Genomic DNA, 19,465 nt, shown 5'->3' with positions numbered 1-19,465 from the left:
AAGCCACACGCGTGCAGTTGCGTGTGACAAATTGTTATTTTTTCAGCTGTGTGCGCAGTCGTGCCATGCGCTTTTTCGTCTCTTTAAACAGCTCATCTAACTGACGATAGCACGCATATTGCCCCGGCTTCGCTTGAATGAATAAAAAGCGCTCCGTCCCGTTAATCGGCATGCACATAAACTCATCGCCTGCTTTAATATGCATTTGATCTGTTTGTGACGCTGCTATAATAAACTGCTCGTAATGACGAATGGCTGCGACCATCGCCTCTTTTACCGCCTTGTCGCGCGCTGTATGCATCGTGCGAATGGCTTCTTCCATAACGAGCCATTCGTCTAACCACGCATCGACACGTTCTTTTGCTAGCTGCTCTACATTTGCTTCAATCATTCGACATTCACCAAACCTTTTTTCAACCGTTTTTGACCTTCTCGGCAATCTACCAGTAACGGGCAAGCGTGACAGCCTGGATTTTGTGCTTTGCAATGATAGCGCCCGAAAAAGATCATTTGATGATGCGCCTTGCTCCAGCGCTCGATCGGTGTTTTATTCATAATCGTTTGCTCGACCTCTAGCACGCTATCTTTCCAGCGACATAACCCAAGACGTTTCGTAATGCGCTCAACATGCGTATCGACTGCCATCGCGGGTACGTCAAATGCGACCGATAATACGACGTTTGCCGTTTTGCGACCGACACCTGGTAACGTCACTAAATCTTCGCGGTTTGCCGGAATGACCCCATCATACTCCGTTAGTAACCGTACGCAAAGTGCTTGAATATTTTTCGCCTTGTTGCGATATAAGCCAATCGAGCGAATATCTTGCTGTAGCTCCTCTAGCGGCACCGCTAAATAATCATGCGGTGTTTTATACTTTTGGAATAAATCTTTCGTTACACGGTTGACGAGCGCGTCTGTACATTGCGCCGACAACAGCGTCGCAATCGTCAGCTCAAACGGATTATCATGCACAAGCTCGCAATGCGCCTCTGGATACATCGCGTCCATGACGTCTAAAAACGACAGCCATTTTTGTTTTGACAACATCGTTAATCTCTCTCCTCTAGCCAGTTGTAAAACGGTACAGCTTCCACTGGTGGTGCATCAGGAGCCGGCTGCACCGTAATGCGTGACTGCCCCCCAGCGCGAAACTGTGCGCTATGCGATTTCGCCTGCTGAATCGTTTTGACGTTTTTCTTTTTCCAATCAAATAAAATGCGGTCGATGTAGCGCAAGTTTAACTTCCCTGCAATGACCGCCTCCTTCAATGCCTCTTTAATAAGCGCTGGCGTATGCGCATCTTGGTCAATCCACATGCCGATCGTCTCAATTTCAATTGGCGATAGCAGTCGTCCAAACTCCTGCTCAAACAGTTGGAAAATATCGCTCTCCTCCGATTTTTCCACCTGCTCTTGCTGCTCGACTTCCTTACGCTCATAATGTAAGCAAATTTTTTCCCACAACGGATAAAGCGTATATTTTTCATAAATCATCCCTTGCTCATCGACACCTTGTCGCAGCTCTAAAAAGCCGTGCTGCAATAAACGCTGCAGCTTCATCGTAATTTCGTGTGCCGTTAAGTGCATATATGTGGCGATTTGTGCAGGCGTTGGGAAGTCATTGCCTTGCTCGTGATAGTTCATCATGTGCAGCAACATCATCGCCTCTTCATCAGTAATGTTCAGTTCCTTGTAGCATTGAAAGAACAGCTGTGGTACGTTTACTTGTCGCTGTTCCGTCCAAAAACGGAGTCGGTTCGTCATCATATTTTTAGACTCCTTTCTTTTTATCGATTCATCTATTTTAGCATAAAGCGACGCTACTTTGTATGAACAATGCATTGAATTTGCGGCATAAAAAAAGCCGCCACTCGAAATCGAGCGACGACTTTTTTTTAGGATTACATATCCCAGTTGAAGATTAATAATGAACCGAACACTGTCATTAATGCGATTACGATACCGTAAACAACGTTAATGTAGATTGCCCATTTATCTTCTGATTCACCAGCGTGCATGAATACAACTAACTGTAGTGTTGCTTGTAAGAATGCTGTGATGATTAATACAGCCATCCCCATGCCAAATGACATGTCTAAGAAATACACTAACATCGCCGCAACTGTTAATACTAGTGAGAAGATGAAGCCCATTACCTGACCTTTAGGAAAGAATTGTGCCATATTACAACATTCCTTTCAGATAGATGAAACTGAAGATGAAAATCCAAACTACGTCTAGGAAGTGCCAGTATAAAGAGAAGATAAACGCTTTATTAGCTGTCACGTTGTTTAGACCACGTTTAGCGATTTGTAAAATAATCGCTGTACCCCAGAATAAACCGAACGTTACGTGAAGTCCGTGTGTACCTAGAGTTGTTAATAGTGTAGATGTGAAACCAGAAACTGTAATTCCAGCGCCGATGTGTGCATAGTGATAGAACTCGTAAATCTCTACACCTAAGAACACAGCACCTAATAATAAAGTAACGATCATGAAGTTGATTGTTGCTTTTTTAGCGCCTAATCGCATAGCGTGAATTGCTAAACCGATTGTGAAACTACTTGTTAAAAGTACGAATGTTTCAATTAAAACTGGGCCAATCTCGAAGATTTCTGCACCAGTTGGACCATTACCTGTGCGACCTTCCATTACAAAGTAACATGTAAATAATGTCGCGAAAAGCATGATTTCGGCACCTAAGAAAATCCAGAAACCTAAGATCTTTAAACGACCTTCTTCTGTTTGATACTCTAAAGGTTTTGAAGTGTCAACATGAGCCATTATTTAATCGCACCTCGCTTTTCACGTTCAATTTCTTCGATTTCTTCAACTTCGAAGTAGAATCCGTGATCATCCTCGAATGAACGGTGAGCCATACAAGCTAACACACCTACGAATGCAATGATTGCAGGGATGTACATAGAGAATACTAAGCAGAATCCTAGTACGAAGAAGAATACGTTCATAATAAACGGTACGCCTGATTTGTTAGGCATATGAATTCGCTCGATTTTTTGACCTGCGAATAAGTCTTTATCTTTGCCACCATATTTATGATCCCAGAATGCTTCACGAGATTTAATTTGTGGTAATACAGCAAAGTTGTACTCAGGAATTGGCGTATTTGTCGCCCACTCAAGAGAACGAGCATCCCATGGATCGTCACCGATATCACGTGGTGAGTTACGGAAGCTGTAATAAATGTTATACACAAGCATTAAGAATGATACAGACATAATCATCGCACCAATGAAGGCAACCATGTTTAATGTACCGTAACCACTTGCTTCAGAGTATGTGTATCCGCGACGTGGTTGACCATCTAAACCAGTGATGTACATTGGAATGAATGATAACACGAAACCGATTGACATAATCCAAGCTGTTGCTTTACCGATTTTCTCGTTAAGCATGAAACCGAATAATTTCGGCCAGTAGAATGTTAAACCTGCTAACATCGCGTAAACAACCCCTGGGATGATTACGTTATGGAAGTGAGCTACTAAGAACATTGAGTTGTGGTATTGGTAGTCAGCTGCTGACATCGCAAGCATAACCCCTGTTACACCACCAAGAGTAAATAATGGAATGAATAACATCGAATAAAGCATCGGTGTTGTCATTTCAATTTTACCTTTGTAAAGCGTGAATAACCAGTTGAAGATTTTAACCCCTGTTGGTACAGCGATCGCCATCGTCGTAATAGAGAATACTGAGTTTGTTAACGCACCTTGACCCATTGTGAAGAAATGGTGAGTCCAAACTCCGAATGAGAATACTGAGATAATGATCATTGACCAAACCATTGACGTGTAACCGTATAAGTTACGACGAGCGAATACTGGAATGATCTCAGAGAATAAACCGAATGCTGGTAAAATTAAGATATATACTTCAGGGTGACCCCAAACCCAGAATAGGTTGGCCCAAAGCATGTCCATACCACCATTGTCCGTTGTGAAGAACTGAGTTCCTGCTAAACGGTCTAACGTACCCATCGCTAACGCTACTGTTAATACAGGGAACGCAAATACGATAATTACGTTAGCAATAAGTGCTGACCAAGTGAACATTGGCATACGCATTAACGTCATACCTGGAGCACGCATGCGGAAGATTGTCGTCATGAAGTTAATACCTGTCATTAACGTACCAAGACCCGCAATTTGTAAAGAAATCATGTAGTAGTTCGTACCTACAGAAGTAGAGAACTCGTTACCCGCTAGCGGGAAGTAAGATGTCCAACCCGCATCCGGTGAACCACCGATTACGAATGAGATGTTGAATAATCCCATACCCATGAAGAATAACCAGAAACTTAATGAGTTTAAGCGTGGGAACGCTACGTCACGAGCACCAATTTGTAATGGTACAAGGAAGTTAAAGAAGAAAATAATGAATGGCATTGCCATGAATAAAATCATGACGATCCCGTGTGTTGTAAATACTTCGTTATAATGTTGAGAATCTAAGAAAGTATTTTCAGGCATTGCAAGTTGGTAACGAAGCATTACTGCGTCAATACCACCGCGGAATAGCATTAATAATGCTACGATAAGGTACATGATACCGATTTTCTTATGGTCAACAGTTGTGATCCATTCACGCCATAAATAGCCCCATTTTTTTAAGTACGTGATACCAGCAACGATAACAATCGCACCTATAATCATGGAAGCCATTGCCACATAAATTAAGAAACTTGGATGTGGTATGGCGAATCGCTCAAAGAATTCCATCTTTTCGTAACTCCTTCCAGATGATTTATTACTTTTTCGCTACGAATAAGTTAAAAGATTAGTGAGAAGAATGTTCCTCTGCGTCTGGGTCTTTCACACTGTGAGAGCTGTGTTTACCTGGAGACGGCGAGAATTCTAAGTGAGTACCAGTGTACGTTGAAGTACCTAAGTGACCTGGCTCTAATAACTCTTCAAATTTTTCTTCAGTAAGTGGTTCAGCAGTAGCATGTACTTCTTCTACCCACTCGTCAAATTCAGCTTGTGGCATCGCTTTAACATTGAATGTATTTTCTGCGAAACCTACACCACTAAAGTTACCGTTACGACCCATGAATTCACCTGGTTTGTCGGCAGCTAAGTGTAAAGTTGTTTCCATGTCAGCCATGGCATATTTTTGTCCACCTAATTGTGGAATCCAGAAACTTGTGATTGGTCCGTAAGAGTATAAACGGAATTCAATAGCACGACCTGCTGGGATAAATAAGTAGTTTACAGTTTCGATATCTTCTTCTGGGTAGCTGAAGTGCCATTTCCAGTTAGAAGATGAAGCGTATACTACTAATGGTTCTGTATCCTCATATCCTTGTGGAACCGCTTCTACGATGTAGTTCGATTTTACAGAAACTACTGATAAGAAAATAACGATGATTACAGGAATACCGATACAGATTGCCTCGATAAGCACACTACCTTCAATGTGTGGTGGCTCATAATCTGGGCGTTGTTTAGACGCGCGGTACTTCACTAGCATTACCGCTAAAATTACTAATACCACGAGAACAATTGCAGACATGACATAAATTAAAAGCATTGTGTCATCTGCTTGGCGCTGAGCTTGAGGACCTTTAGGATCTAAGAACAGTAATGGTTCACATGCACCTAAAACAAGTGCACTAATACCCATTAATGCAGCGAGAAAAGTCCCTTTCATTTTCGCTTTCATAGGTGAACTCCCTTCAATCTAATTGAGCTGGCTAGAACTGTCATATCTACCCATCAAACGATGCTCACACGACCATATTTAACAGATATATATGGCATTCCGAAGTCAATAGACATTATACATGCCTAACAGCAATCGCTGCTCTTCTCACATTGTATTTGAACAAGTCACCAAACTACCATATTATAAAAAGTACGTGAACGATGTACGCAGTTGTTGATTGCTATGTAAAGCGCACATGCTCAAAAAGCTTTGACGAACTCGTCCGATACACGGAGAAACGCACAGCTGAAAAGTTAAATAAATTCCATACATGACGCTCAATTAGTTCGCCAAGTATTCGTAGAGTCCTACTGCACAAATAGCCCCTCGCACTGTTGTTGCCATTTATGAGCAATTGCCTCTATTACTTTTCTAACTGCATTACACCTATAATGTTTACTACCCCTCTAACCTACTCAAATTTTATGTGAAGTTGCACAGGAAGTCAAAGTAAACTCGAAATATTCTTCCATTTAACTAACAATTTGAATATAACGTGCTACTTTCATAGCGTATTTCTACGCGCCTCAAACACGCGCTAAACCTTGATTTATCAAGTATTCATAGGCTTTTCTGAAACCCTTTTTAATTATGGCATTTCTATGACGAGAATGAAATATTTTATTAATTGAAACGACTTAAATCTATAGGTGAGAATGGATAATTATAGCTCTCCACACAAAAGAGGGCTCTTCACGATAACTTAGGGTTGCTTTTCACGTCGAGGCAGCCTTTCCACTAGGTTCTGTCTAAAAACTAGTTTATCAAGCGGGTTGATTCGCCATTCCATTGGCAGTTCGCGTATTGCGGCTCGCTTTGCCTCTGCGGTTACTCGAGGCAGATCAATTCTTGGGGCTCGGCGGCGAACACGATGTTTGTCAGGCGGTGACTCGTGTAGTATCCCATTCCGCTCAACTATACGAAGGCCGTGTCCACGAAAAGCGGCTACCTTAATGAAACAGCGATCACGATGCTGCAAGTGGTGAACTATGTAATCAAGTAACAGTTAACAACGTATTTTACTTTCGAACTTTAATAAAACGTCATAATAAATCATTTCATCAAATTGTTCTTTTTTACAAATGTATGACACTTTACCATTTAAATAGTAGAAACACGTATCGAACGAGTAAAACAAATGTGACATCTCGTTTAAATAATGGTATTTTATAGGTAATCATGTTCAATGTTAGTTGAGCATAGTAAATAGTAAAGGAGTTTTGATGATGACAGAATTTTTAACGGACCCTACACTCGTTATCGCATCTCTTATTGCAACGATTGTCGGTATTATCGTCGGCGTAGCGATGCATAAAATGACCGACTACAATGCGTGGATTATTTGGGGCGGTATTTCAACATTTATTTTCTCTTGGACTTCTTCTGTATTTTTAGGATACTTCTTTGAATTAGCAACAAATGGGATTGATGATTCAATGCTCATCATGCTCATTTTATGGGTCCCTTTATTTTTCGGCATTGCCGTTGTCGCATTCGTTTGGGGTATTGTGAAATATAAAGGCATTACGATTAATTTGTAATCAACAGTACAAAAGAGTAAACAAAATAAACGGCATTGGAAAATTTTCCAATGCCGTTTTTCTACTTTTTGTTTAACTATCACGTGCTAGTTTTACAATTAAGGGTATAGACGGTTCAGTAAGCGCGGGAATGGAATTGTTTCACGAATGTGCTCTGTTCCTGAAATCCATGCGACTGTACGCTCAAGACCTAAACCGAAGCCTGAGTGTGGCACTGAGCCTTGCTGACGTAATTCTAAATACCACTTGTACGCGTCCATTGATAAGTTATGTTCCTCTAGGCGAGACTTTAATAAATCGTAGTCATGAATACGCTCTGAGCCACCGATAATTTCGCCGTAGCCTTCTGGTGCAATTAAGTCCGCACATAATACAACGTCATCTCGCTCTGGGTGCGGCTGCATGTAAAACGGTTTAATACCAGTTGGGTAGCACGTAATGAATACCGGCTTGTCGAAATGGTTCGCAATCGCCGTTTCATGCGGTGCGCCGAAATCATCGCCCCACTCAATATCATCGAAACCTTGCTCATGTAAAAAGGCAATCGCATCGTCATACGAAATGCGTGGGAATGGTGCTTGAATTTGTTCTAACTTTGATGTGTCGCGACCTAAACGCTCTAAATCCATTTTGCAGTTTTTCAGCACAGATTGTACGATATGTGTTACGTACTGCTCTTGTACTTCTAAATTTTCCTCAAACTGTACAAATGCCATTTCCGGTTCAATCATCCAAAACTCGATTAAATGACGACGCGTTTTCGATTTTTCAGCGCGGAATGTTGGACCGAATGAGAATACTTTCCCTAATGCCATCGCTGCAGCTTCCATGTAAAGCTGACCAGATTGAGAAAGATACGCATCTTCATCGAAATATTTCGTCGCAAATAATTCTGAAGTGCCTTCTGGTGCAGAACCAGTTAAAATTGGTGGATCCATTTTCGTAAAGCCATTGTCGTTAAAAAACTCGTACGTTGCGCGAATAATTTCGTTACGCACTTTCATAACGGCGTGCTGCTTACGAGAGCGCAGCCATAAATGACGGTTGTCCATTAAAAACTCCGTGCCGTGCTCTTTCGGTGTAATTGGGTAGTCCTTCGCTGCATGAATAACTTCAATGCCTGTTACGTTTAGCTCTGCACCGAACGTTGAGCGCTCGTCTGCTTTTACTTCACCGATTACATACATTGATGTTTCTTGCGTCATCCCTTTTGCTACGGCGAATAGCTCCTCGCCAACTTCCTCTTTTACGACGATGCCTTGTGCAAAGCCTGAACCGTCACGCAGCTGTAAAAATGCCATTTTGCCACTTGCACGCTTATTTGCGAGCCATGCGCCAATTTTAACTGTTTCGCCAATGTGCTTTGGCATGTCACTAATTGTAATTTTTTTCATAACTTCCTCCTGCTACATTAGAAGAAGGGAATTATGCTTGCCATTTACTTTCAACAAATGCATGCATACGTTTTACCGCTTCTTCTAGTAGTTCTAATGATGTCGCATACGATAAACGAATTGTGCGTGGTGAACCGAAGCCTGAACCTGGCACAACCGCCACGTTTGCTTCTGTTAATAATGCGGCTACGAAATCGTCAACTGATGCGTAGCCTGTTTTTTGTGCAGCTTCTGCTACGTCTGGTAGTAAGTAAAACGCTCCTTGTGGCTTTAACACGTTGAAGCCTGGAATTGCGCTTAACTTAGGATAAATGACTTCAAGACGGCTTTCGAACGCTTGACGCATTGTTTCTACCGCATCTTGAGGACCATTATATGCTTCAATTGTCGCATATTGCGCTGTCGTTGTCGCGTTTGACGTCGAGTGAGAGGCAAGGTCTGTCATCGCTTTAATGATTACTGCATCACCTGCTGCGTAACCGATGCGCCAGCCTGTCATTGAGTGTGATTTCGCCACACCGTTTACGACGATCGTGCGCGCCTTCACGCTGTCAGAAAGCTGTGCAATTGAGTAATGTGCGTTGTCGCCATACACAAGCTTTTCATAAATTTCGTCTGACACGATTAAAATGTTTTTCTCTTCTGCTACTGCTGCTAGCTCGGCTAATTCTTCCTTAGAATAAATCATGCCCGACGGATTACTTGGAGAGTTAATAATAACAGCTTTTGTTTTATCAGTTACAGCATCGCGTAGTTGCTGCGCTGTAATTTTGTATTGCTGCTCTGCTGTCCCTTCGATGTATACAGGCACACCACCGGCAAGCTTAACTTGCTCTGGATACGATACCCAATACGGGATTGGAATAATCACTTCATCGCCTTCATTTAAAATAACCTGGAATAATGTGTACAATACATGCTTTGCACCAACACCAATCATTACTTCGTTTGCGCTATACGTTAAATTGTTGTCGCGCTCAAGCTTCGCAATAACCGCTTGCTTTAATGCCGGTAAACCTCCTGCTGGCGTATACTTCGTTAAGCCAGCATCCATTGAATCTTTCGCTGCTTGCAAAATATTTTCTGGTGTGTTGAAATCTGGTTCACCTGCACCTAAGCCGATTACGTCAACGCCTTGCTCTTTTAATTCCTTCGCTTTGGCAGTAATGGCTAATGTTGCAGATGGTGTTAATGTTTGTGCACGGTTCGCTAATAAATGATTCATGGGGATTCTCTCCTTACAAATTTAAAATGCGTTTCCACCATTCGCCGTTGCTATGTAAAATATAAACGTAGTTGAGTTGACCTTCGTCGTTTAAATACGTCAATTCCCATACAGCGCCTGGCTTTTCGAAACCTAACTTTGCATGAAGCAGCTCTTTGACGCCCGCTTCATTGCTTAAAACATCTAAAGCTTGCTCTTTCGTAATACCGTCTTTTACTAACACTTCCTGTATGAATTCCTCTTCTAGGCTCTTCGGAACAAAGACAGCTTTTTCGTCACCATTTTCGTCTACCCCGAAAATCGTGACGTACGATGATTGACCGTTATACGTATACGAGCTCGTCGCATCGACAATATGCCCTTGTTCGATGGCAAGTTTCTCTGCTTGCTTCTCTATATCCGCAAACGGCGCATCAGCATTCCAAACTACTATAATTGTTATGACAAGTGCTAAAGAAACAAAGAATACGGAAATAAAGGTAATCCAATTTTTCATGCCCACACCTGCTTCATGTGTTGTGTATTTGATTCCATAATGTCTCCTGCTTTCTTCCTCATCGTTCATTATTATACCAATGTTCTAATGCTAAAACCATATGATGTAATGCTAGTTTTTTTACATCAATTGGCGGTAACGAAGCAATAAATTCTCGCCCGTACGATTTCGTGTCAATTCGGCGATCGAGCACGATAAAAACACCGCGATCTTGCGACGAACGTATGAGGCGGCCGAACCCTTGCTTAAAGCGTAAAATTGCCTCGGGTAACGCAAGCTCGGTAAACGCATTTTGTCGCTGTCTCGTCAGCTTCTCTGCACGCGCTTTAAAAATTGGCTCCTCAGGTGAAGAAAATGGCAACCTTACGACGATGACAGCCGACAGCGCATCGCCCGGTACGTCCACACCTTCCCAAAAGCTGTTCGTGCCGAATAAAATCGAGCGCGGAAACTTTTGAAACGCCTTTAATAAACGCATGCGACTGCCGCTCGTCACACCTTGTGCAAACAGCATATAATCGTTTAAAATATCGCGCTCTTGAATAAATTGCACCGTATCCTTTAGCATTTGCTGTGACGTAAATAATACGAAGCTGCGTCCTTCTGTTTGCACGACCGTCTGCATAACTGCCTCAGCTACTGCGGCGACGTACTGCATATGCGGCACTTCTTGCACATCAGGCATGTCCGACACGATCATCATTTTCGCCCCGCTGTAATAGCTTGCTGGTGCGGTAAATGAATGAATCGGCACATTCGCTGCAACGCCAAGCTGATTGGCGATGTAGCGCTCGTTATGCGGCACCGTCATCGTACCAGACGTCCAAATGATGCTCATGTTCCCGCGACGATTACGAAATAACGCTCGCATCGATTGCTCAACATCAATTGGCTTTTGCAGCACATGTAAGCTGCCTGGTAAGCTGCGTACGTCTAACTCAAGCCACGTCGTATAGTTGACGTCTTGTCGAATGAAAAGATTCTCCCACTCCGCCACTTTAATGACCATTTCACGCACGATAAATTGCCAATCGTGCAGCACATATAGTTCTTCTAGCGATAGCGATTTCGTACCGCTTACAAACAGCTCGCTTATTTCCTTTGCGCTTTCTAGCCATCGCACAATCGCATCACGCGTTTCGACAATGATATGCATCGGCAGCTCGACGTCGCGTAAAAAAACCGTTTGCTTCACGTCGTCTTCTACGAGTGATAGCGCATGTACAATTGCTTGCACCGCTTCTTCAAATAAACGCATCATGCGCACGTAACGCTTTTCTGCTTGCAGCAATACTTGCATTGGCACACGCTGCGCACGTAACGCATGTTTATACAATTTTCGAAATAGTTGATGTTCCTCCGACGTGCCGATTTGTCCTAAAATGTATTTCCAGTTCGTGTAATGGAATAAGCGCTCATCTTGCTGCACAGCTGTTTGCACCATTTGATGTCCTTCATCGATAATCCAAGCTTGCACTTGCTCATAAATTGGCGTTTTTCGCGTTGCATCGGCAAGCAACATCGCATGGTTCGTAATGATCACTTCTGCATCGCGGCTACGCGTCAACGCTCGCTCATAATAGTCGACGCTCGCAACCGGTGCAGCAGGTGACTTTCGCAAACGATCGAGTACGAGCTGTCCACCACCTGTCACCGTAATTTCGCTTAAGTCGCCCGTTTCGGTTTTCGTGAGCCAAACGAGCACTTGCAAAAGCGTACTCGTTTCATCGTACGACTGTAGCTCTGTTCGCAACATTTGCGTCACGCGGTCTAAATCGACATAATGCTGCATTCCTTTTAATAGCGCAACATGCACATTCGTTCGCAGCACGCGCTCAATTTTTGGCAACTCCTCCTGCAGCAGCTGCTCCTGCAAATATGCTGTATACGTGCTAATGCCGACTTTTTGCTTCGTGCGCTTCGCATATAAAATCGCTGGCAATAAATACGCAAGCGACTTGCCAATACCTGTAGATGCTTCAATAACGCACTCTTGTCGCTCATGCAACGCCTCCCACACGATGTCCATCATGTCAAATTGCGCACGTCTCTCCTCAAATTGTGGAAAAGCGCGCGTCAATAGCTCGAGCTTTTTTGCAGCAGATTGCGGATACGCCGTCTGTAGCTGGCGCAGTCGCTTATATTTTTTTCCTTTTGAATGGCGATGCGCCCAAAATACATAATGTCTTGACGCGTCTCGTGCTGCATACGTTTTTCGCGCAATGCATCAAACAATAAATGCGAAATGTGCGACTTCAAGCGAAACGAACGCTTATGCAGCTGCTCAAGCGTCAGTTGCGGCAACCTTAAAATTTCCTCATAACACTTCACCAGCAGCGCAGCGGTCGCACGAGCATCGTCGTCCGCTCGGTGTGCTTGCTCAAGTGGAATCGCTAAATCCTGCGCCAAATCACCAAGCTTAAAGCTAAGCGACATCGGGAAAACAATTTTGGCAAGCTCGACCGTATCGATAAATCGACCTTGCCATTTCGGTAAGCCTACACGCGTAAACTCCTGCTGTAAAAAATTTAAATCAAAATCAACATTGTGCGCGACAAATACCGCATCTTGCAGTAGCTCATATACGTAATCGGCATGCATTTCAAACGGCATCGCGTCTGCTACATCTTCATCGGTAATATGCGTCAAGTCGCAAATATGTACCGGAATCGGCTGCCCTGGATGCACAAAAGTTGTAAATGTTCGTTCAATTTTCCAATTTTCCATCATAACAATGGCAATTTGAATAATACGGTCGCCATTTTTGGATGAATGACCGGTCGTTTCTAAATCGACAATTGCATATTTTTGACTTTCCATCACGCCTCAACTCACTATCTTCATAATAGAAAAAAGTGTACCATACTCGCGTGCGTCGGTCATGCGTTTATAAGTGAAAAATGATTGCGCTACTAGTTTCACCCTTCCAATGTTTGGGTAACAGTAGTATGTAAATCGTTTAAAGGAGTGATACGTTTGAGCACAGTTCAAGAAAAAGCATTAACTATTTTACAAAACGAACGCATCGGCACATTGGCGACTGTTTATGATGGCAAGCCGTACGCACGTTACATGACATTTCATAACGAAGGGTTCACGCTGTATACCGTAACCGCCAAAAACACAGAAAAAGTACATGATCTTTCGCAAAACCCACACACACATATTTTGTACGGTTACGAAAACAACGGGCTGCTCGAGGAATTTTTAGAAATCGAAGCGAACGTTACAGAATACGACGACTCGACGATTAAAGAGCAATTCGTGCAGCAATTCCGCGACGATTATTTTGCCGACCCATCTGAAATGCTCGTGTTGAAAATTACACCGACACGCATGCGTATTATGAACAAGTCCGGCAATCATCAAGAGGAAGTACCGCTACCTTAACAGTGATTTTCTTTACCAATTCCGAATAGAAACGAGGTGAAGACGCTGCGGTAAACATTCTCTCCGCAGCGACGACAAAATGGAACAAGTGAAACAACAAATTTTAGACATTTTAAATAGCAATAAAATTGGCTCCTTAACGACCGTGCATAACAATCGTCCGTACTCACGCTACATGACGTTCACAAATGAGGATTTCGTGCTCTACACACGCACGCTAGAGGACTCACAAAAAGTGGCGGATTTGCAAACAAACCCGTACGTTCACATTTTATACGGCTACACAAATAACGATGTCGACGCACCATACTTAGAAATTGAAGGTAAAGTGACAGACTTCCGTGACGATGAAATAAAACTGAAGGTGACGAACTTCTTGCGCGGCTTGTTCGGACAAGAAAGCGATATGATTGCGATGCAAATTGAGCCGATTCGCATTACACTTATGAACAAAAACGGACAAGCACCACAGAGCATTGAATTCAGTGAATAAAAAAAGCGACGCCATCTGAAATGATGGGCGTCGCTTTTTATTGAATGTATGCATATGCATCAAGCATAGAGTCTTTGTCATATAACATAAATTGTTGCTGAAGTGTCGCATCTTTCATATATTGTAAAAACGTACAAATGTACTGTCCTTCCTCCGTAAATAGGAGCGTATCGCCTTTAAAGCGCGACTCTAAACGCGGCCAAAAAATCGACTGCTCCGACGCTTGCGCATGCTCGACTTCTTCAACTGCTTGGGCTAACTGTAACGTTAAATACGCATTTACAACGTCGATGCTCGTCTGCAGCTGAAGAGTGTACATATGAAGCAGCCACGTGCGCTGTGCTGGTGTCATTGCCGACTGTGTAAGCTGCTGTGCAACGAGTGGCATCGTATGCATAAGCACCGTTTGCTTCCCTTCTAACGATAAGCTTTCTTGCTCAGTCATGCGAAACTGCCCGCCTTGAATTTCATAACGATATGCTTGTGGTGCAACTTCTTGCAGCATCGCTAAAAATGGTACGTGCGCATCTTCAAATAGTTTCACTAAACGTGTCGACCAAATTGGGCTTACATCTTTTAACGTTAGCTTCACCGGCTCAAACGACGATGTTTTTAATACATCAACGTATTGCAAGCCGTAACGCTGCATATCGATCGTAATCGTCTCCGTTACGTAATCGATGAAAAATTGATAAATGGGGTGCTGGCGATCGCGGCAATGACGAATCGACTGCACATATTGCCAAACTGCATGTTTCGTTAGCTCATGTGGCAATTGCTCATACGGATATAACGTGTTCATATAAACTCCCCCTTTGTGTTTCCTTTTATCATACTACTTCTATCGGCTTTTTTGTGAAAATAAATAGGCTGTGCAGTAAATCGCACAGCCTATCCACTCACCACTAAACGTTACATAACTGTCGCTTCTGGCTCGTATGAAATCATATCTTTAATGCGGTTGTTTTCGTCCATAATGGCTACTGTCGGCTTATGCGTCGGTGCTTCGTCGTTCGTCACGTACGCATACGACATAATAATGACGATATCACCTTTTTGCACTAAGCGCGCTGCTGCACCATTTACACAAATAACGCCGCTGCCACGCTCACCTGAAATAATGTACGTTTCAAAGCGTGCGCCGTTGTTGTTATTCACAATGTGCACTTTCTCGTTCGGCAGCATCCCGACTGCATCTAAAATATCTTGGTCAATCGTAATGGAGCCGACATAGTTTAAATCTGCTTGCGTCACTGTAGCGCGGTGTATTTTGCTGTTCATCATCATCCGTAACATGTTATTTTCCTCCTACTGAAACTAAAATATTATCAATTAAACGTGTTGTGCCAATATAAACGGCTGCTGCGATGAGCACATCTGTCGTCTGCTCGTTCACTTGTGCTAAATCTGGGTACGATAACACTTCGATATAATCGATGCGCCCGTTCGTCGTGCTTTCGATATGATTACGCGCTGCTTGTACAGCTGCAGCCGCATCGTTCGTCTTCACAACGATGTCACGCGCCATTTGCAACGCCGCATAAATATTCGGTGCTTCCGCGCGCTCTGCTTCGCTTAAATAAATGTTACGAGATGATTTCGCTAAACCGTCCTCCTCGCGCACAACCGGAATGATGCGCAGCGTTACAGGGAAGTTAAAATCGCGCACCATCGTTTGAATAATCGCCACTTGCTGCGCGTCCTTTTGACCGAAATACGCATGCGTCGGCTGCACGAGGTGAAATAGCTTGCTCACAACTTGAATAACGCCGTCAAAATGCCCTGGTCGGCTTGCTCCGCATAAAATCGTCGCTTGACGCCCTGCGAGTAAACGAATGCCGCCGTCGTGTGGATACATGTCGTCAACGCTCGGTGCAAATACCGCATCGACGCCAACTGACGATGCAAGCTCGACGTCTCGCGCTAAATCGCGTGGATACGCATCGAAATCTTCATTTGGTCCAAACTGCGTCGGATTAACAAACACGCTCATAATCGCCACGTCGTTTTCTTTTTTTGCAGCTGCTGCTAACGTTAAATGCCCTTCGTGAAGCGCACCCATCGTCGGTACGAAGCCAATCGTTTGCTTTTCATTTTGTTTCGCCGCTACCCACGTACGCAGCTCCGCAATTGTTTTAAGTACTTGCATTATTTGACGCCTCCGTATAAATGCTGTAGTTGTTCCTCGTCCATCGTAAAGCTATGTGCAAGTGTCGGGAACGTTTCGTTACGCACCGCTTCTGTATAGCCGCGCAATCCTTCACGCATAACGCTACCTGCATCGGCAAATACGTTGACAAATTTCGGTACGCGGTGCTCGCCAAACTTTAATAAGTCGTGATATACGAGCACTTGCCCGTCCGCTTCAACGCCTGCACCGATGCCGATTGTCGGAATGACGAGCTGACGTGAAATAACGTCTGTTAATTCGTGTGGAATACACTCAAATACGACAGCACATGCGCCCGCTTCTTGCACTGCCTTTGCATCGCGAATTAACGCTTCTGCTTGTGCTGCTGTTTTGCCTTGCACTTTATAGCCGCCGAGCACACCTGCTGCTTGTGGCTGTAATCCTAAATGCGCAACGACTGGAATGCCCGCTGCCGTTAGTTTACGAATCACATCAAGCACTTCGCCTGCACCTTCTACTTTTAGTGCATTCGCGTCCGTTTCTTGCATCATACGTACTGCTGTTTTTAACGTATCGTTTACATCACCGTGGTAGCTACCAAACGGCATATCGACAACGATAAATGTGTCTTTTGCGCCGCGACGAACTGCTTTTGCGTGATGTACCATATCATCTACTGTTACGCGCATCGTTGAATCGTAGCCAAGTACGACCATGCCGAGTGAATCCCCGACTAAAATCATATCGACGTCCGCCTGCTCAGCAAGTGTCGCCTGTGCGTAATCATACGCCGTTACCATCACGATTTTTTCGCCGCGTGCTTTCATGTTTAAAAATTGTGTTGTTGTTTTCATTTGTTCGTCCTCCCTCTTTTGTGAAAGATTAGAAGAAAACAAAAAAACTTTCTGTGCAAGACAGAAAGATCCATGCGTACTTATACAAAAATAGGCGCACTAAAGCGGCACCTTTTCGTACAAAGAAATGCTGTTTTCTTCCGTCCCTGTCTTTTTTAGATCAAGGCAGATTATAATAGTTTCATATACATTATTTGGAGGTACAGTTCACCATTGGATACTGTCCTTCACGCATACTATAGCAAAAAAAAATTTGCGCGTCTATTTAATTGGAGGAATTATTATGAGAAAACGATTGCTTTTGCTGTTTTTCGTCGCCATACTCGGTGGCTGTACGACACCAACAGAGCAGCCAGCACCAATAAACGATAACCGCTTTGCCGAACATGTAGCAGACGCGAAGCTACTATTTGAAACGAATGTGGAGCTCGGTATTACGGAGGAGCAATACGCGCTACCACTTGAAAACATCTCATACGAAGCAACGAACGGCATCATTACGAAAATAACGAAAACGATTGAGCCAATCCCGATTGATGCGGTGACGCTACGTGAGCCGCTCGCACTCGACGACTTACATACGCTGCGCTGGACGAGTGAAGGCGACATCGTTACTGCGTTGCATATTACTCGCAACGTAGAAACATTGAAACAGCACGTTTATGCGATGCCGCTCAAAGAACGCGTCGGTCACCTCATCGTCGCAGGCTTTGAAGGTACGACCGTTACACCTGCGCTACAGCAAGCCGTTGAGGAGCATTTCATTAGCAACGTCATTTTATTTTCGAAAAATATTACGAGCGACGCACAGCTGCGCGACTTTAGCACACAGTTTCACGCACTCACACATAACGAGCCACTTTCGTTATCGATCGATGAGGAAGGTGGCAATGTGAGCCGCTTGCCAAATGAGCTTGCGAGCATTCCGACTGCCGCGACACTTGCGCAGCGCTACAGCGTCGATGAAGTGCAGCAAATTGCACAGCATATCGGCAAAGCGCTCGCCGCATACGGTATTCACGTCGATTTTGCACCTGTTATGGACGTCAATAGCAATCCGAACAATCCGGTCATCGGCACGCGCAGCTTTAGTAGCAACCCACAAACAGCGGCTGATTATGCGCTCGCCTTTCATCGTGGACTGCGCGCTGCAAACATGACGACGTCCGCCAAGCATTTCCCAGGGCATGGCGATACGGACGTCGATTCACATTTAGCACTGCCCGTTTTACAGCAATCGCGTCAAGAGCTAGAGCAAACGGAGCTCATTCCGTTTCGCCGCGCCATTGAAGCGAACGTGCCGATGATCATGGTTGGACATTTGCTCGTGCCGGCACTTGACCCGGAGTACCCTGCTTCATTGTCGAAAAAAGTAATGACCGACCTGCTGCGCAATGAGCTTGGCTATAGCGGTATTATTATTACAGACGACGTCACGATGCAAGCGCTCGATTTGCCGATTGAAAACATTGCGGTACAAACGATTGCAGCAGGCGCAGATATCGTACTCGTCGGGCATGATTTACAAAAAGCGCTCGCCGCCCAACAAGCTATTATCGCCGCTGTAGAAAGCGGGGAGCTATCAGAGCAGCGCGTTAACAATAGCGTGTTGCGTGTGCTACGAGAAAAGCGCAAGCGCGGCGAAGCGAACGTCCAGCACTTTTCCGTTAAAGAGTGGAACGATACACTACAGCAATTACTACAATAAAAAAGCCACGCATCATGATCGTTGATGCGCGGCTTTTACTATATATTATTTCTTCACTGTAAAGCTTTTTGTCGCACGTTCCTTTAATGTAACAGCTGATGTCGATTGAACGCCGTCTACATATAACGTATAGTGCCCTACTGCATAGCCTCCACTCGGCGCATACACAAACAGTTCGTTACCATTTACGTCTGTCGTAACTAATTCACGCTTCCCTTGTGCATTTAACACATAAATCGTTTCATCTGTAACAGAGTTGTCGTCAACTGCATCCGTAAATGTCACTGTCCACTTTTTGTCCGATGCATACGTATCACGCTGCTGACCCGATTGACATAACGAGCATCAGCGCGAAAAAACATACTACTTTTTGTACAATTCCATTCATTTCCCCATCTCCTTTTGTTTCATTGTAAATTATGTACCATTATAGCTCATTACGAAAAAAGGAATGTGCCGAATAATATGGTCCCCAAGTCAAGGACAAACTGAAAAAAGGGTTTA

The 19,465-nt window shown here is 43.9% G+C and carries 21 protein-coding genes; 4 read left to right on the top strand and 17 right to left on the bottom strand.

The window, feature by feature from the left end; translation table 11 throughout:
• Positions 1-34: 34 nt before the first annotated feature.
• From A6K76_RS02225 to qoxA, 7 genes are all read right to left on the bottom strand, one after another.
• Complete coding sequence (locus A6K76_RS02225) at positions 35-391, bottom strand: YpoC family protein (RefSeq protein ID WP_066461662.1); 357 nt, start codon at positions 389-391, stop codon at positions 35-37.
• Positions 388-1,050 carry an endonuclease III gene (nth, locus tag A6K76_RS02220; RefSeq protein WP_066461660.1) on the bottom strand — a complete coding sequence of 221 codons (663 nt, stop codon included), beginning with the start codon at positions 1,048-1,050 and terminating at the stop codon, positions 388-390. Before nth ends, A6K76_RS02225 begins: the two co-directional genes overlap by 4 nt.
• A gap of 2 nt (positions 1,051-1,052) precedes the next feature.
• Positions 1,053-1,769, bottom strand: a complete 717-nt coding sequence (locus tag A6K76_RS02215; protein WP_066461659.1) for a DnaD domain-containing protein — start codon at positions 1,767-1,769, stop codon at positions 1,053-1,055.
• Positions 1,770-1,903: 134 nt separating this feature from the next.
• Positions 1,904-2,185, bottom strand: a complete 282-nt coding sequence (gene qoxD, locus A6K76_RS02210) for a cytochrome aa3 quinol oxidase subunit IV (protein ID WP_066461656.1) — start codon at positions 2,183-2,185, stop codon at positions 1,904-1,906.
• A gap of 1 nt (position 2,186) precedes the next feature.
• Entirely contained in the window at positions 2,187-2,786 is a 600-nt protein-coding gene (qoxC, locus tag A6K76_RS02205) for a cytochrome aa3 quinol oxidase subunit III (protein WP_066461654.1), read from the bottom strand.
• On the bottom strand, positions 2,786-4,744 hold the full coding sequence (gene qoxB, locus A6K76_RS02200) for a cytochrome aa3 quinol oxidase subunit I (protein ID WP_066461652.1): 1,959 nt from the start codon (positions 4,742-4,744) through the stop codon (positions 2,786-2,788). The genes qoxC and qoxB overlap by 1 nt, the downstream gene beginning before the upstream one ends.
• A 58-nt stretch (positions 4,745-4,802) precedes the next feature.
• Complete coding sequence (gene qoxA / locus A6K76_RS02195; protein ID WP_066461651.1) at positions 4,803-5,687, bottom strand: cytochrome aa3 quinol oxidase subunit II; 885 nt, start codon at positions 5,685-5,687, stop codon at positions 4,803-4,805.
• 1,268 nt (positions 5,688-6,955) lie between these two features.
• Here qoxA and A6K76_RS02190 point away from each other — a divergent pair.
• Complete coding sequence (locus A6K76_RS02190; RefSeq protein WP_066461649.1) at positions 6,956-7,270, top strand: hypothetical protein; 315 nt, start codon at positions 6,956-6,958, stop codon at positions 7,268-7,270.
• Between the two features lie 98 nt (positions 7,271-7,368).
• Here the strand turns inward: A6K76_RS02190 and asnS are convergent, their stop codons facing one another.
• Genes asnS through A6K76_RS16960 form a run of 5 tightly spaced genes read right to left on the bottom strand, consistent with a single transcriptional unit; the run spans position 7,369 to position 13,205 of the window.
• Positions 7,369-8,664, bottom strand: a complete 1,296-nt coding sequence (asnS, locus tag A6K76_RS02185) for an asparagine--tRNA ligase (protein ID WP_066461648.1) — start codon at positions 8,662-8,664, stop codon at positions 7,369-7,371.
• Between the two features lie 31 nt (positions 8,665-8,695).
• Positions 8,696-9,889, bottom strand: a complete 1,194-nt coding sequence (locus A6K76_RS02180; RefSeq protein ID WP_066461646.1) for a pyridoxal phosphate-dependent aminotransferase — start codon at positions 9,887-9,889, stop codon at positions 8,696-8,698.
• Positions 9,890-9,902: 13 nt separating this feature from the next.
• Entirely contained in the window at positions 9,903-10,385 is a 483-nt protein-coding gene (locus A6K76_RS02175; RefSeq protein WP_066461643.1) for a cell wall elongation regulator TseB-like domain-containing protein, read from the bottom strand.
• A 58-nt stretch (positions 10,386-10,443) separates the two neighbouring features.
• Positions 10,444-12,417, bottom strand: coding sequence for a helicase C-terminal domain-containing protein (locus tag A6K76_RS02170; protein WP_245671940.1), 1,974 nt, complete (start codon positions 12,415-12,417; stop codon positions 10,444-10,446).
• 44 nt (positions 12,418-12,461) lie between these two features.
• Positions 12,462-13,205 carry an exonuclease domain-containing protein gene (locus tag A6K76_RS16960; protein ID WP_245671939.1) on the bottom strand — a complete coding sequence of 248 codons (744 nt, stop codon included), beginning with the start codon at positions 13,203-13,205 and terminating at the stop codon, positions 12,462-12,464.
• Positions 13,206-13,361: 156 nt separating this feature from the next.
• Here A6K76_RS16960 and A6K76_RS02165 point away from each other — a divergent pair, with 156 nt between their 5' ends.
• Together A6K76_RS02165 and A6K76_RS02160 are read left to right on the top strand one after the other, a co-directional pair.
• A complete protein-coding gene (locus tag A6K76_RS02165) occupies positions 13,362-13,775 on the top strand; it encodes a pyridoxamine 5'-phosphate oxidase family protein (protein WP_066461642.1) in 414 nt (137 codons plus the stop codon).
• Positions 13,776-13,854: 79 nt separating this feature from the next.
• A complete protein-coding gene (locus A6K76_RS02160) occupies positions 13,855-14,268 on the top strand; it encodes a pyridoxamine 5'-phosphate oxidase family protein (RefSeq protein ID WP_066461641.1) in 414 nt (137 codons plus the stop codon).
• 37 nt (positions 14,269-14,305) lie between these two features.
• On the opposite strand, the gene A6K76_RS02155 is transcribed toward A6K76_RS02160, so the two are convergent.
• The 4 genes from A6K76_RS02155 to panB all read right to left on the bottom strand — a co-directional run bounded on the left by A6K76_RS02155 (position 14,306) and on the right by panB (position 17,253).
• On the bottom strand, positions 14,306-15,070 hold the full coding sequence (locus A6K76_RS02155; RefSeq protein WP_066461640.1) for a hypothetical protein: 765 nt from the start codon (positions 15,068-15,070) through the stop codon (positions 14,306-14,308).
• Positions 15,071-15,180: 110 nt separating this feature from the next.
• Positions 15,181-15,564 carry an aspartate 1-decarboxylase gene (panD, locus tag A6K76_RS02150; protein WP_066461638.1) on the bottom strand — a complete coding sequence of 128 codons (384 nt, stop codon included), beginning with the start codon at positions 15,562-15,564 and terminating at the stop codon, positions 15,181-15,183.
• A gap of 1 nt (position 15,565) precedes the next feature.
• Positions 15,566-16,417: a pantoate--beta-alanine ligase gene (panC, locus tag A6K76_RS02145; protein WP_066461636.1), complete on the bottom strand. Its 852-nt coding sequence runs from the start codon at positions 16,415-16,417 to the stop codon at positions 15,566-15,568.
• The gene (panB, locus tag A6K76_RS02140; protein ID WP_066461635.1) at positions 16,417-17,253 is read right to left on the bottom strand and encodes a 3-methyl-2-oxobutanoate hydroxymethyltransferase; all 837 of its coding nucleotides are present in this window, start codon (positions 17,251-17,253) and stop codon (positions 16,417-16,419) included. The genes panC and panB overlap by 1 nt, the downstream gene beginning before the upstream one ends.
• A 283-nt stretch (positions 17,254-17,536) precedes the next feature.
• Here panB and nagZ point away from each other — a divergent pair, with 283 nt between their 5' ends.
• The gene (nagZ, locus tag A6K76_RS02135; RefSeq protein ID WP_066461630.1) at positions 17,537-18,961 is read left to right on the top strand and encodes a beta-N-acetylhexosaminidase; all 1,425 of its coding nucleotides are present in this window, start codon (positions 17,537-17,539) and stop codon (positions 18,959-18,961) included.
• Positions 18,962-19,006: 45 nt separating this feature from the next.
• On the opposite strand, the gene A6K76_RS02130 is transcribed toward nagZ, so the two are convergent.
• The gene (locus A6K76_RS02130) at positions 19,007-19,246 is read right to left on the bottom strand and encodes a hypothetical protein (RefSeq protein ID WP_066461629.1); all 240 of its coding nucleotides are present in this window, start codon (positions 19,244-19,246) and stop codon (positions 19,007-19,009) included.
• Positions 19,247-19,465 lie beyond the last annotated feature (219 nt).

This window comes from Caryophanon latum (assembly GCF_001700325.1).
Taxonomy (GTDB): domain Bacteria; phylum Bacillota; class Bacilli; order Bacillales_A; family Planococcaceae; genus Caryophanon; species Caryophanon latum.
This window is presented reverse-complemented; position numbering and strand designations above follow the sequence as displayed.

Bases quoted from the DNA above. Each gene is read 5' to 3' on its own strand.
- A6K76_RS02225 (WP_066461662.1), bottom strand. From the start codon at position 391: ATGATTGAAGCAAATGTAGAGCAGCTAGCAAAAGAACGTGTCGATGCG.
- nth (WP_066461660.1), bottom strand. From the start codon at position 1,050: ATGTTGTCAAAACAAAAATGGCTGTCGTTTTTAGACGTCATGGACGCG.
- A6K76_RS02215 (WP_066461659.1), bottom strand. From the start codon at position 1,769: ATGATGACGAACCGACTCCGTTTTTGGACGGAACAGCGACAAGTAAAC.
- qoxD (WP_066461656.1), bottom strand. From the start codon at position 2,185: ATGGCACAATTCTTTCCTAAAGGTCAGGTAATGGGCTTCATCTTCTCA.
- qoxC (WP_066461654.1), bottom strand. From the start codon at position 2,786: ATGGCTCATGTTGACACTTCAAAACCTTTAGAGTATCAAACAGAAGAA.
- qoxB (WP_066461652.1), bottom strand. From the start codon at position 4,744: ATGGAATTCTTTGAGCGATTCGCCATACCACATCCAAGTTTCTTAATT.
- qoxA (WP_066461651.1), bottom strand. From the start codon at position 5,687: ATGAAAGCGAAAATGAAAGGGACTTTTCTCGCTGCATTAATGGGTATT.
- A6K76_RS02190 (WP_066461649.1), top strand. From the start codon at position 6,956: ATGACAGAATTTTTAACGGACCCTACACTCGTTATCGCATCTCTTATT.
- asnS (WP_066461648.1), bottom strand. From the start codon at position 8,664: ATGAAAAAAATTACAATTAGTGACATGCCAAAGCACATTGGCGAAACA.
- A6K76_RS02180 (WP_066461646.1), bottom strand. From the start codon at position 9,889: ATGAATCATTTATTAGCGAACCGTGCACAAACATTAACACCATCTGCA.
- A6K76_RS02175 (WP_066461643.1), bottom strand. From the start codon at position 10,385: ATGAAAAATTGGATTACCTTTATTTCCGTATTCTTTGTTTCTTTAGCA.
- A6K76_RS02170 (WP_245671940.1), bottom strand. From the start codon at position 12,417: ATGATGGACATCGTGTGGGAGGCGTTGCATGAGCGACAAGAGTGCGTT.
- A6K76_RS16960 (WP_245671939.1), bottom strand. From the start codon at position 13,205: ATGGAAAGTCAAAAATATGCAATTGTCGATTTAGAAACGACCGGTCAT.
- A6K76_RS02160 (WP_066461641.1), top strand. From the start codon at position 13,855: ATGGAACAAGTGAAACAACAAATTTTAGACATTTTAAATAGCAATAAA.
- A6K76_RS02155 (WP_066461640.1), bottom strand. From the start codon at position 15,070: ATGAACACGTTATATCCGTATGAGCAATTGCCACATGAGCTAACGAAA.
- panD (WP_066461638.1), bottom strand. From the start codon at position 15,564: ATGTTACGGATGATGATGAACAGCAAAATACACCGCGCTACAGTGACG.
- panC (WP_066461636.1), bottom strand. From the start codon at position 16,417: ATGCAAGTACTTAAAACAATTGCGGAGCTGCGTACGTGGGTAGCGGCG.
- panB (WP_066461635.1), bottom strand. From the start codon at position 17,253: ATGAAAACAACAACACAATTTTTAAACATGAAAGCACGCGGCGAAAAA.
- nagZ (WP_066461630.1), top strand. From the start codon at position 17,537: ATGAGAAAACGATTGCTTTTGCTGTTTTTCGTCGCCATACTCGGTGGC.